This window comes from Saccharibacillus sp. O23, assembly GCF_002205895.1.
GTDB lineage: Bacteria > Bacillota > Bacilli > Paenibacillales > Paenibacillaceae > Saccharibacillus.
On the sequence record NZ_NJDE01000007.1, the window covers coordinates 299,327 to 312,056 of the forward strand.

9 protein-coding genes are annotated in these 12,730 nt (G+C 58.4%); 7 read left to right on the top strand and 2 right to left on the bottom strand.

Annotated features, from left to right (window positions below):
• Positions 1-101: 101 nt before the first annotated feature.
• A complete protein-coding gene (locus CDO73_RS09910) occupies positions 102-1,040 on the top strand; it encodes an S-layer homology domain-containing protein (protein ID WP_088488361.1) in 939 nt (312 codons plus the stop codon).
• Between the two features lie 330 nt (positions 1,041-1,370).
• Positions 1,371-3,755, top strand: a complete 2,385-nt coding sequence (locus tag CDO73_RS09915) for a glycoside hydrolase family 3 N-terminal domain-containing protein (RefSeq protein ID WP_088488362.1) — start codon at positions 1,371-1,373, stop codon at positions 3,753-3,755.
• Positions 3,756-3,905: 150 nt separating this feature from the next.
• Here CDO73_RS09915 and CDO73_RS09920 read toward each other — a convergent pair whose 3' ends face one another.
• Together CDO73_RS09920 and CDO73_RS09925 are read right to left on the bottom strand one after the other, a co-directional pair.
• Complete coding sequence (locus tag CDO73_RS09920; RefSeq protein WP_088488363.1) at positions 3,906-4,718, bottom strand: SDR family oxidoreductase; 813 nt, start codon at positions 4,716-4,718, stop codon at positions 3,906-3,908.
• A 113-nt stretch (positions 4,719-4,831) separates the two neighbouring features.
• The gene (locus CDO73_RS09925; RefSeq protein WP_179218657.1) at positions 4,832-6,157 is read right to left on the bottom strand and encodes an MFS transporter; all 1,326 of its coding nucleotides are present in this window, start codon (positions 6,155-6,157) and stop codon (positions 4,832-4,834) included.
• 355 nt (positions 6,158-6,512) lie between these two features.
• On the opposite strand from CDO73_RS09925, the gene CDO73_RS09930 reads away from it, so the two are divergent.
• The 5 genes from CDO73_RS09930 to CDO73_RS09950 all read left to right on the top strand — a co-directional run bounded on the left by CDO73_RS09930 (position 6,513) and on the right by CDO73_RS09950 (position 12,717).
• Positions 6,513-8,273: an ABC transporter ATP-binding protein gene (locus tag CDO73_RS09930; protein WP_088488365.1), complete on the top strand. Its 1,761-nt coding sequence runs from the start codon at positions 6,513-6,515 to the stop codon at positions 8,271-8,273.
• Complete coding sequence (locus tag CDO73_RS09935; RefSeq protein WP_088488366.1) at positions 8,266-10,125, top strand: ABC transporter ATP-binding protein; 1,860 nt, start codon at positions 8,266-8,268, stop codon at positions 10,123-10,125. The genes CDO73_RS09930 and CDO73_RS09935 overlap by 8 nt, the downstream gene beginning before the upstream one ends.
• 419 nt (positions 10,126-10,544) lie before the next feature.
• Positions 10,545-11,714 (top strand): M20 family metallopeptidase, encoded by a 1,170-nt coding sequence (locus tag CDO73_RS09940; protein WP_088488367.1) that lies wholly within the window; start codon positions 10,545-10,547, stop codon positions 11,712-11,714.
• A 33-nt stretch (positions 11,715-11,747) separates the two neighbouring features.
• Positions 11,748-12,008 (top strand): hypothetical protein, encoded by a 261-nt coding sequence (locus CDO73_RS09945; protein WP_088488368.1) that lies wholly within the window; start codon positions 11,748-11,750, stop codon positions 12,006-12,008.
• 283 nt (positions 12,009-12,291) lie between these two features.
• Positions 12,292-12,717, top strand: a complete 426-nt coding sequence (locus tag CDO73_RS09950; protein WP_143536108.1) for a hypothetical protein — start codon at positions 12,292-12,294, stop codon at positions 12,715-12,717.
• Positions 12,718-12,730 lie beyond the last annotated feature (13 nt).

The following is a 12,730-nucleotide window of genomic DNA, read 5'->3' on the forward strand; positions in this document are numbered from 1 at the left end:
GTCTGAAAGCAATACGACGGGTAATGGCTATTTTGTCCAAAGGTTGGAAAAGTCCGTGTTCGCAAGCGAAACCGGACTCTACGAAGGAGGAGAAGACATTCATGCACAAGTCGACCAACAAACACTCTCGCAAAACCATGCTAAGCTTGACGGCTGCCGCGCTGTTGGCCGCGTCGCTGCCGTCCGCCGGAATCGCGGCCGAAGCGCCGACGACCGGCACGCCGCAGGCGCAGGCGACCGACACGTCGCAAACGCCGGCAGCGGGGACGCCGCAGACGCCGACGACCGATACGACGCAAACACCAGCGGCGGGAACCACGCAGACGCCGGCAAAGGATACGACGCAAACACCCGCGACCGGAGCACCGCAGACGCCGGCCGCCGGAACGACCCAGACGCCGCCTGTCTCGGGAACGCCGACGACCAAACCGACCGAGTCGGCCGCCACGCCGGCCGCGACGGCCAAAGATCCTTTCTACGACATCGTGCGCGATCCGAACCGCGACGCCATTATGACCCTTTATAATGAAGGAATCGTCAAGCCGGCCAAAGACCGCAAGTTCCGGCCGAAAGCCGAGATCGGACGTTCCGACTTCACGGTGATTCTCGGACGCGCCATGAATGCCAAAGGCAGCGTCTTCGACGTGTATTTCAAAGACCCGATCCCCGACTGGGCCATTCGTTATGTGGGCGGTTTGTCGGCCTTAGGCATCTATGACGGCTATCTCGACGGCGATACGTTCGGTCCGACACAGCCGGTTACGCGCGCCGAAGCCGCCGCGATGGTCGCTCGCGCGGCTCATCTGGAATCGCAGCCGCTTCCGATGGACCTCGGCGGCGCTACGAATGTGCCGATCTGGGCGCTGGACGATGTCGGCGCGGCCTACGCGGCGGGTCTGATCACGGTGACCGACACCGGCACGCTGAATCCGAACAAGAAGGTCACGCGCAGCGAGATGGCCGCGATGATCGCGCCGCTGGTGAAATCGAAAGCTTTCATGCAGCCGGTCAAGATCGAAGATGATATTACGCTGCCTTAAACGGAACCGCCGCTGCCGGGCCGTTTTCGTTTCGATAGGTCGATACGAACAAACACCGCTCTCCGACGAGGGCGGTGTTTGTTTTTTGCGCGTTTATTCATATATTCTTTTTCCGAAGAGCGGCATAGCTTTTTTCGAAAAGGTTTTATATAATCGTAATCGTAAAGTAAAGCGGTTACATTCAGTCGAGTACCTTGTCAACCCTAAAGGTAGGGATACGTTCCCCTAAATCGCACCATAAGCGTGTGCGTTTTAGTGAAACGTAATCCTCTGATTAAGAGTTGAAAGGGTACTCGTTACAGCCATATCCGAAAGGGGACTTATCCGATTATGACCTATAAAGACGCATCCCGATCCGCTCGCGAACGCACGGAAGACCTGCTTGAGCAGATGACGCTCGAAGAGAAAATCGCGCAGCTTACTTCCGCGCGCATGGGCAGCATGATCTCGGACGTGCAGAACTTTATTTTTTCCGAGGATCTCACCAACAAGAACGTGCCGCACGGCTGCGGATATATCAGCCGGATCGGCGGAGCGACGGATCTGCTGCCGACCGAGATGGCGCGAGCGATGAATACGATCCAGAAGCATTTCGTGGAAAAGACGCGGCTCGGCATTCCGGTGCTGTTCATGACGGAAGCAACGTCGGGCGTGCTCAGCCGCAATCATACGCTGTTCCCGCAGAACATCGGCGCGGGCGCGATGTTCGACGAAGAACCGGTGCGCCGGATGGCCGACGCCATGCGCCGCGAGATGATCGCGACCGGCGAACGTTGGGCGCTCGGACCGGTCGTCGACGTGATCCGCGATCACCGCTACGGCCGTTACGAAGAATCGTTCGGCGAAGACGTGTACCTGACCAGCCGGTACGGGGCGGCTTACGTGCAGGGCTTGCAGTCCGACGATCTGACGCAGGGCATTATCGCGACGCTCAAACATTTCGTGGCGCAGGGCATCAGCGACGGCGGCCGCAACTGCGGACCGGTACATATCACGGACCGCGAGCTGCTGGACGGGTATGCGGTTCCGTTCGAAGCGGCGATCCGCGATGCGGGCGCGCTATCGGTCATGGCGGCGTACCACGAGATCGACCAGATCCCGGTACACGCTTCTTCCCATATTCTGCGCGACCTGCTGCGGGATAAGCTCGGCTTCGAAGGACTGACCGTCTCCGACGGCAACGGCATCCAATTGATCCAGTCGTTCCAAGAATACTGCGAGACGCAGGAAGAATCCGTGAAGCTGGCGATCGAAGCAGGCATCGAATGCGAATTGGACTTCATGTTCGAACGCTACTTGCAGGGATTGGTAGAAAAAGGCGAAGTGCAGCTCGAACTCGTCGACGCCGCCGTTCGCAAAGTGCTGGATCTCAAATTCCGTCTGGGCTTGTTCGATCGTCCTTACGTAGACGAAACCGCGGTCGATGCTTCGGTCTGTACGCCGGACATGGTGGAGCTGTCGAAAGAAATGGCGCTGCGCACGATGACCCTGCTCAAGAACGATGGCGGCCTTCTGCCGCTGAAGTCTTCGCTCGGCAAAGTCGCCGTCATCGGCCCGCTCGCCCATGTCAAAGAATTCGCCTACAGCGACTACTCGTACCCGGCGCATATCGAAGACATGTATTACCACTCGGAAGGGCTGACGGAAGAAGAAGTGCTGGCCCGGACGCTCTTTTTCAAAAAGAAAGACACGCGTTACGAAGATCTGTATCACCAAGACATGCCGACCGTCTACGAAGCGCTCCGAAGCGCGCTGCCGCAGTCGGAAGTCGTCTATGCGACCGGCATCAAGGATACGTTCGATTATAACGGCGACGCCGATTTCGATCAGATCGAAGCGGCCCTCGAACTGGCGAAAGACGCCGACGTGATCGTGGCCGTCTGCGGCGATACCAGCGGCATGGGACGCGAGAACGACAGCGGCGAATCGACGGACCGCGTGGAGATCTGCTTGTCGCACGAACAGAAAAAACTGCTGCGCGCGCTGAAAAATACCGGACGTCCGGTCGTACTGGTACTGTGCAACGCGCGTCCGCTGGAACTGTTGGAAGAAAGCCAGTCAATGGACGCGATTCTCGAAGCTTGGAAACCGGGCATGAAAGGTGCGGAAGCGATCGCGGAGACGCTGACAGGCGCATACAATCCGGGCGGCAAACTCTCCGTCACGCTGCCGAAAGCGCTCGGCCAACTGCCGGTGCATTATTCGCAGCTCGCCACCGGACACAAGCAGTTCTGGCGCGGCAAATATCTGGAGATGGATCTGGCTCCGCTGTACCCGTTCGGCTACGGCTTGAGCTATACGACGTTCGAAGCGGAAAACGCGCGGTTCGAGCAGACGGACAGCGGCATCAAGGTGACGGCGGACGTGCGGAACGCCGGCGACCGCGAAGGCGATCAGGTCGTGCAGGTGTACGTCCGCAAGAAGTACGCCAGCGTGCTGCAACCGGAACGCGAACTGAAAGCTTACAAACGCGTCAGCATACCGGCCGGCGGCCGCGCTTCGCTGGAATTCGAGATCGCGTTCGATTCGATCGGTTATCACGACCTCGACATGAATCTGGTGCTGGAGAACGTCCAGCTCGACGTCATGCTCGGCTTCTCGTCGCAGGATATCCGGGCGGAAGAAACGTTCAAGTTGGCGTTCGAAGGCGGCAAACGGGAGATTGAGCGGAGAGTGTTCGCGAACGCGTCGAACGTGACGGTTCCGGCTCGTTAAGAATTATCAAGTGAAAGAAGCGTTTAGACGCCAAAAAACGATGCCCCGGAAATTCGAGGGCATCGTTTTTGCGTGTACGGTAGATGCGGTTGGTCGCCGTCTACATCTCGGATTCTTCAAGATTGATGAGGATATCTGTATCGTCGGGCTTCAGCCCACGAACAGCGATTCCGCTCCGTCGATATGCACGACCGCGCCGCTGATATGGTCGGAATCTTCCGAAGAGAGGAACAGCACCAGCTTGGCGACCTGTTCCGGTTTGCCGTTGCCTTCCGGCAGAGGAACGGTGCCTTCCGGATATTCGACGGGCTTCGTATTCATGCTGTCCGCTTCCGGTTCTTTGTTTTCGCTGCTGAAAATATTCGTGTCGATCGTGCCCGGAGCCACGACGTTGACGCGGATATCCGAGGCCGCCAGTTCGAACGCGGCCATCTGTCCGAACGCGGCGATCGCCGCTTTGGACGTGCTGTACGCCGAGAAGCCTTTTTGCGAGAACACCCGCGTGCCGCTGAGCGAGCTGGTGAGCACGATGCTGCCTTTGCCGCTTTTTTTCAGATGCGGAACGGCGTATTTGACGCTGGTAAAAGTACCTTTGACGTTGTTGCCGATCGTCTCGTCCCACTCGTCGTCTTCGATCGATTCGATCGGACCGATCGCGCCCAGAATGCCGGCGTTGGCGAACAGCGTATCGATCCGGCCGTAGGTCTCGACGACCCGATCCAGCGCTTCGCGATACTGGGCGGGCACGGAGATGTCGACGGTCAGCGCCAGCGCTTCGCCTCCGGCGGCTTCGATCTCGGCGCGCGTGCTCTCGACGAACTGCGAATCGCGGTCGATCAAGGCGACTTTCGCCCCTTCCTGCGCGAGCAGCAGAGCGGCGGCGCGGCCGATGCCGGCTCCCGCTCCGGTGACGACCGATACTTTTCCGTGCATGCGTCCGTTCGGTTGATTGGATAGGCTCATGTGTACGCTCCTTCGGGGTAGATTGGGATCGGGCAAACCGCTGCCGCAGACGAAATCCGCGGCGGATTCAACGATCCTTTCGGCTTATCCTTACCCGTCAGGACGCGTCTCAATCAGATACCCCGCGCCGGACCGATACGCCGCAGCCAGAGCGCGGCGATCACGGCGAGCGCCAGATCGACGACGCTCACGATACCGTACGGAAGTTGAAGCGCAGCAACGCGGCCGAGACCCAGCGATTTCTCGCCGGCCGATACGATCCATCCGCCGAGCAGCGCGCCGATCGCGCCCATGCCGAGCGACAGGAAGCGGAACACGCCGCCTACCCGGCCGAGCAGACGGTCCGGAACGGCGCGCTGAAGAATGGACGAACGCACGACGTTATACGTCACGATGAAGAACGCGGCGCAGAAATACGCGGCCCCGACCACGTACGGGCTGCGGGTCAATCCGGCGATGCCGTAGAAGACGCCGAGCGCGATCAGCGAGATCAGCATGATCGACGAAGCCGACATCTTGCGGCGCCAGCGTCCGACCGCTTGTCCGCCGATCACGCTGCCGACGGTCGCGATCGCGAGCAGCACGCCGAAGCCGAACGAATTCAGGCCCAGCACGTCTTGAACGAAGAACACCTGCGTCGCGACCATGCCCGAGAAAGTCAGCGTGACCAACACGGACATCAGCGCGAGCAGCCGGAGGAACGAATCTTCGCGGATATGGCGGAAGCCGATCGCCATCTCTTGCAGCCAACCGGAACGTTTCGGCAGCACGGAATCGGAAGCGTCGTCCGGCACGGTGTCGCCTGCTTGCGCCGTTTCCGGACGGAACGCGCTGCTTAGCGCCAGCAGAAGCGCGAAAGCGATCAGCGCCGTGACGGAGTCGATCGCGAACGGAAGAATCAGTCCCGCCGCGACGATCAGGCCGCCGAGCGAAGCGCCGAGAATATCGCTGGTAATGAGCTGGCCCGCCGTGAACTGGCCGTTGGCTTTCTCGAGTTGGTCTTTATGTACGATGCGCGGGATCAGCGTCTGCACGGTGCTGTCGAACGCGACCCGGCTTGCGCCGATCAGGAACGTGAACAGCATCAGCAGCGGAATGTTGATCGCTTCCAGCGCCACGCAGGCGGTCAGCGCGATCAAGACGATCGCCCGCAGCAGGCTGGAAGCCACGGCGATATTTTTGCGCGAATAACGGTCGATCACGACGCCGATCGGCAGGCTGAACAGCAGCCACGGCAGCCGCATCGCCGTCGTGACGAGCGAAGCTTCGAACGCGTCGCGGGTCACGCCCGAGATCAGCCACGGGACGGCGGTCAGCGTCAATCCGTCTCCGAGGAACGTCAGCGCGACGGCGGCGAACAATCGCTTGTAATCGGCATTGGCGCCCAGCCGGGTCGCCGTTTTGTCCGGAGGATCGGTTGGAGCGGAATTTTGCATCATGAACGGCATTTCTCCTTTTTAGGTAAACGTTTTCGTCGGTCGGTCGTTTCCATATTACTTGAATTCCTTCAAAATTTCAGCTTTCGGAGTTTCGGTCGTTATTTTGAAAAGGGGAAGGGTAAATAATTTTTAACATATCGCATCTGTAAGGATAAACGCAGCAATTTGTAAAAAGATTAACGATTCCGAAGAAGTTTGTCAGGCTCATGTCAGGAAAAATCCGGTATACTGGAAATAACGTCTGCGAAATGCTTTCGTTTGCCCGCCGGATTCGGAGGCATTCGGAACGATCGAAACGTTTGTCGGAAGTTCGCACGTAGTCTTACTAATCGCTGCAAGGTTCGGAGGAATGATTATGTCGTTAGTCTTTGCCTTTTTAAAGAAGTACCGGATCGCAGCCATTCTGGCGCTCCTGATGATGGTCATCGAATTGACGGTCGAACTTGCGCAGCCTTATCTGATTTCGAAGATCATCGACGACGGCATCGCGAAATCGGATCTCGGGGTCGTCTGGACGTGGGGAATCGTCCTGCTGGTCGGCACGGTGTTCGCGTTCGCGGCCGGGGTGTCCAGCTCGTTCTTCGCCGCCTATGCGAGTCAAGGATTCGCCAGCGATCTGCGGGAAAAGCTGTACGATAAAGTGCAGTCGTTCTCCTATTCGGTGTTCAGCCGGTTCGCGACGTCTTCCTTGATCACGCGGATGACGGGCGACGTCACCATGCTTCAAGACACGATCTTCATGAGCTTGCGCTTCATGACCCGCGTTCCGCTGGTCGTAGCCGGAAGCGTTATCATGGCGATGGTCGTCAACTTCAAGCTCGGCCTGCTGCTCGCGCTGACGGTACCGCTGCTGCTCGCGTTCGTGTTCTGGATCATGAAGCGAGCCGGCTCCATGTTCAAGAACGTGCAGAAACGGCTGGACAAAGTGAACGGAGTCATTCAAGAAAACTTGACGGGCATCCGCTTGATCCGGGTATTCGTGCGCATGAAGCACGAGAACGGCCGCTTCGCCGCTTCCAGCGGCAAGCTGATGAAGAACACGGTTTCCGCGCTGCGCTTGACCGAAACGACCATGCCGTTCATCATGCTGGTCATGAACGCGGCGATCGTCGCCGTATTGTGGTTCGGACGCGCGGACATTGCCGCAGGCAGCGCCAGCGTCGGCGAAGTGGTCGCGGTCGCCAACTATGCGCTTCGCACGATCGGCGCATTGTCCGCGTTCTCTTGGATCGCGGTCACGTTCTCGCGGGCCGGCGCTTCGGCGCAGCGGATTCAGGAAGTGATGGATACGGAGAGCGGAGAAGCCGCCGAACGCGCTTCGGCCGAAGCGGCGGATCGATCGTCGAATCCGGTTGACGGCCAAGCGTCGTTCAGAGGCGCGGTCGAGTTCGAAAACGTTTCGTTCCGTTATCCGACGAGCGATATCAAAGTGCTGGAAGACATCTCGTTCAAGATCGAAGCGGGCAACCGCGTCGCGATCATGGGCGCCACGGGTTCCGGCAAATCGTCGCTGGTCCAACTCATTCCGCGCTTGTACGACCGCGATCAAGGCCGCATCACGATCGACGGACGGCCGATCGACGAATGGAACACGGAGACGCTCCGCCGGAGCATCGGCTACGTGCCGCAGGAAGTGCTGCTGTTCACCGGTTCCATCCGCGAGAATATCGCTTGGGGCCGCGAAGACGCTTCGTTCGAAGAGATCGTCGAAGCGGCGAAGATCGCGCAGATCCACGAGACGGTCGAGAAGCTGCCGAACGGGTACGATACGCAGCTCGGTCAGCGCGGGGTCAATCTGTCGGGCGGCCAGAAACAGCGGCTCTCGATCGCCCGCGCGCTGGTGCGCCGTCCGAAGATTCTGATTCTCGACGACAGCACGAGCGCGCTCGATCTGGCGACCGAAGCGAGACTGCTCGGCGCGCTCGAAGACATCTCGTGCACGACGTTCCTGATTACGCAGAAGATCAGTTCCACGCAGGCGGCGGACTTGATCCTGCTGCTCGACGAAGGCCGTCTGATCGCGGGCGGCACGCATCACGAATTGATGCGGACGTCCGAACTGTATCGCGGCATTTACGAATCGCAATTCGAAAAGGGGGAAGCGCTGCATGCCTAAGTCCAACGCGCTGACGGAACCCTTCCTTCAGCCCCGGCCTCCGGTCATCGCCGACCCGTCCAAAGCGCAAGGCGAATACAAGAAGAAAAAGCGGGCGAAAAACGTCTCCGGCACGCTGGCCCGCATCTGGCATTACCTGGCCCGGCGCAAACTGAAATTGGGACTGGTCTTGTTCATGGTCTTGATCAGCTCGGCGCTGTCGCTGCTCGGTCCTTACATGATCGGGGTCGCGGTCGACGATTATCTCGGCGGCGACGGCGCATTCTGGGGAATGGGCTGGGTACGGTTCCTGATCATGCTCGGCGTCGTTTATCTGCTCGGTCCGATCACGTCTTTTCTCCAGAGCATCTGGATGATCGAGATCGCGCAGGAGACGGTGTACCGGATGCGCGTCGATCTGTTCTCCCATCTGCATAAGCTTCCGATCCCGTTCTTCGGCAAAAGGCAGCAGGGCGAGCTCATGAGCCGGGTCACCAACGATATCGAGAACGTCAGCGCCACGCTGAACAGTTCGGCGATCCAGATCTTCTCCAGCGTGCTGATCCTGTTCGGTACGCTGGGCGTCATGCTCTCGCTGAGTCCGCTGCTTACGCTGCTGACGTTCATCGTCGTGCCGCTGATGGCGGTCGGCATGAGATGGATCACCCGCCGTACCGGCCCGCTGTTCAAAGAACGCCAGAGCAATCTGGGCGATCTGAACGGGTATATCGAAGAGACGTTGTCGGGACAGCGGATCATCAAAGCTTTTTCCCAAGAAGACCGGGTCAAGCAGGAGTTCGCGGTCCGCAACGAAAAGATCCGATTGTCGGGTTTCTGGGCGCAAACGATCTCCGGCATGATCCCGAAACTGATGAACAGTCTCAATAACTTGAGCTTCGCGCTCGTTGCGGGCATCGGCGGGATTCTGGCGATCAACGGGCAGGTGACGATCGGCGTCATTATCGTATTCGTCGAATACGCGCGCCAATTCACCCGTCCGCTGAACGATCTGGCGAACCAATGGAACACGCTGCTGTCGGCGATCGCCGGCGCGGAGCGGGTGTTCGAGATCATGGATGAAGAAGTCGAAAACAAAGACGAAGGCAAAGCCGCCAAGCTGGACAAGATCGAAGGCGCGGTCAAATTCGAAGACGTCTCGTTCAGCTACGACGAAGGCCGCAACACGCTGTCGGACATTTCGTTCGAAGCGAAGCCCGGCGAGACGATCGCGCTCGTCGGTCCGACCGGCGCGGGCAAGACGACGCTGATCCAACTGCTGTCGCGTTTCTACGACGCCAGCGGAGGCCGGATCACGATCGACGGACGCGAGATCGGGACCATCCAGCGGGAGAATCTGCGCTCGCATATGGCGTTCGTGCTGCAGGACACGTTCTTGTTCGAAGGCACCATTCGCGAAAATATCCGTTACGGACGCCTTGACGCCACGGACGAAGAAATCGAAGAAGCGGCCAAGCTCGCCAACGCCCATTCGTTTATCGCGCGGCTGCCGGGCGGTTACGACAAGATGCTGACGGGCGGCGGCAGCGGCATCAGCCAAGGGCAGAAGCAGCTCCTCGCGATCGCGCGGGCCATGCTCGCCGACCCGGCCATTCTCGTCTTGGACGAAGCGACGAGCAGTATCGATACGGTGACGGAGATCAAGATTCAGCAGGGGCTTCAGCGCTTGATGAAGGGCCGGACGAGCTTCGTCATCGCTCACCGGCTGAACACGATCCGTCAGGCGGACCAGATCCTCGTGCTCAAAGACGGAGGCCTGCTCGAACGCGGCTCGCATGAAGAACTGCTGAAGCGGGGCGGGTTCTATAGCGGGTTGTATCATGGGCAGGGGGTCGAAGAAGAGGCGGGGGACTGAGAAGACTCGGCTTCGAGTGCCGAGAAGATCCGCTGACGCAGAACAGATGCGGCGGCGCCAGAAAGATTTCGCTCCAGTCGCGTGTTGTAATCGGAAAATTTGGGATTAGACTAAATGGGTATTTTCCGATTACAAAGGCGACCGTTATCACTCTTCCGCTGAAATCTTCCTTCTGCCTTCTTATCTGTTCTCAACTTAGGCATTCTCGACAAACCAAACCTCATCTTCGGATGAGGTTTTTTGGTAGGGAAAGGTCGAACAAGCGGTAAGGGCGTAGGAGAGGTTGGGGCTTATCGAATCTTTTTTACGACTTAGACAGCTTCTATAACGGCTTGAGGATCAAGGGATCTATAATAGACGAAAAGCTAAAGTGCGAAGGCGAATCGAGAGACAACGCCGGAAAAGAAAGGGGAGACGGGATGAGGGACTGGGATTGGGGAAAAGCGGAAGAAGAGATGTTGGCGCTGATCGAGCAGTTGGTCAATATCGACAGCGGGACTTTGGATAAGGAAGGCGTAGACCGGGTAGGCGCGATCTTGGCGGAAGAGTACGGGAAGCTCGGGTTCAGCGCGGAAAAAGATTGGCAGAGCGAGCGGGGAGACAATCTGCTCGTTATACATAAAGAAGCGGAAGAACCGGATATTCTGATCGTCGCGCATATGGACACGGTGTTTCCGAGAGGCACGGCGGAAGCAAGGCCTTTTTCGCGGGGGAGCACGCAGGCTTACGGGCCGGGCGTCGCGGATATGAAAGGCAGCCAGGTCATGGTCCTCTATGCGCTGAAACATCTGATCGCTTCCGGCAGAGAGGCGTATCGCAAGGTGCGGATCGTGCTCAACAGCGACGAAGAGATCGGTTCGGTTCATTCGCGCGCGCTGATCGAACAGCAGGCACGGTTGAGCCGATACGCCCTGATCGTAGAACCGAGCGACGATCAAGGAAGGTTGGTGACGCGGCGGCGGGGAGGCGGCAAATACGAGCTGCATATTCAAGGCGTCGCCGCCCACGCGGGCGCGGAGCCGGAGAAAGGACGCAGCGCGATCGAAGATCTGGCGCATAAAGTGATCAAGCTGCATGCGTTGACCGATGCGTCGGCGGGCGTGAACGTCAATGTCGGAGTGGTCGGCGGAGGCACTTCGGTGAATACGATCGCGCCGAATGCTTTTGCGCGGATCGACGTGCGGATGCAGACGGCGGAGCAGGCGGAACGGTTGGATCGGCAAATCCGCGAGATCTGCGAAACGCCCGACGTGGAAGGGACTTCCGCCGAGCTGACCGGAGGGATCACTCGGCCTCCGATGATCAAGACGGTCGAAACGGCTTGTTTGTTGGACCAAGTCTTGGAAGAAGCGCGCAATCTGGGGGAAAAGATTAGGGATTCCGCGGTCGGTTCGGGTTCGGACGGCAATCTGACCGCCGCGCTCGGCATCCCGACGATCGACGGACTCGGACCGAGAGGCGGCAAGCTGCACAGCGCCGAGGAGTATTTGCGGATCGATACGTTGGTGCCTCGGGCCAAGCTGCTGGTGGCGGTGTTGGAGAGACTCGCGGCAAGCGAAACGTCGCATCGGCCTGCGGATCGGCTATAATGGGCATAAAGAAAGCGAAAGGGGATTCGCGATTTGCTCATTTACGGAATAACGGTCTTGATGATCGCGGCGCTCGGATTCGTGCTGTACCGAACGATTCGCCGCGGCGCGGAATATCGGCTGGTCGAAAATATCGTGCTGCTCGCGATCGTATTCGTCGCGGCTTCCGCTCTCGGGGACGCGGCGGAATGGTTCCGCTGGGCGCGTTACGTATACACCGCGCTCGGTGCGGCGTACATCGTCTACGGCGCTTACGCGAAATATCGCGGAGGCACGGACGGGTACGGGCAGTGATTTTCGCGTAGCCGCTTGAATGAAGAAGAATGACGCTATGTTTAAGTAGAGGTCGATTCAGGTCAACTGCTCGGGAGGGATAAGTTTGCAAGATCGGCTTTTGTATGTGGCGGCTCCTTGTACGAACGAAGCTCTTTTTCGGCAGGTGAGAAAGCGATTCGAGAAGTTCGGCTTTACGGCGATCAGTCCTTACTCCAATGCCGTAAATGTGATGGATCCGGATCATGAGCTGCGATACGTTTCGGAGGAACGCTTGCTCTTGTTGTTGGAGTCGCGGCATTCGGTGAGCTTTCAATGGTGGGGCGACGCATCGAGCGATCTCTACTGCCGATTTCTTCAAGAAGACGAATATTCGATGATGGAACTGCATATCGAGAACGCTTCTTCAGAAGTGTTGGAGCAGCTGCTCGAAGCGGCTTCCGATTTGCTCGATAACACTTTGTTCGATCGATTCTATGTAGTCGGCGACTATTGGGATCTGCTTCGGGAATACAAGATTGATCTGAAAGGTCTGTTGTCCGCATGGTTCGGCGAAAAAGCGGAGGATCGAAACCTGCTGCATAGCGACGAGCAGTACGTTTTAGGTTTAGATCGATGGCCGATGGGCACGGAAGAGATCCGAGACGATCTGATGATCTGGGCGAAACGCTGCGGCGAACAAACGCGCAAGGCTTCTCGGGAAAAATGGATAAAAAGAATCGGAACTTAAAAAACCGGCTTTG

What these genes read in the sequence shown, in the direction of transcription:
- CDO73_RS09920 (WP_088488363.1), bottom strand. Translation starts at nt 4,718, where the DNA reads ATGAGCCTATCCAATCAACCGAACGGACGCATGCACGGAAAAGTATCG.
- CDO73_RS09915 (WP_088488362.1), top strand. Translation starts at nt 1,371, where the DNA reads ATGACCTATAAAGACGCATCCCGATCCGCTCGCGAACGCACGGAAGAC.
- CDO73_RS09940 (WP_088488367.1), top strand. Translation starts at nt 10,545, where the DNA reads ATGAGGGACTGGGATTGGGGAAAAGCGGAAGAAGAGATGTTGGCGCTG.
- CDO73_RS09935 (WP_088488366.1), top strand. Translation starts at nt 8,266, where the DNA reads ATGCCTAAGTCCAACGCGCTGACGGAACCCTTCCTTCAGCCCCGGCCT.
- CDO73_RS09910 (WP_088488361.1), top strand. Translation starts at nt 102, where the DNA reads ATGCACAAGTCGACCAACAAACACTCTCGCAAAACCATGCTAAGCTTG.
- CDO73_RS09930 (WP_088488365.1), top strand. Translation starts at nt 6,513, where the DNA reads ATGTCGTTAGTCTTTGCCTTTTTAAAGAAGTACCGGATCGCAGCCATT.
- CDO73_RS09925 (WP_179218657.1), bottom strand. Translation starts at nt 6,157, where the DNA reads ATGATGCAAAATTCCGCTCCAACCGATCCTCCGGACAAAACGGCGACC.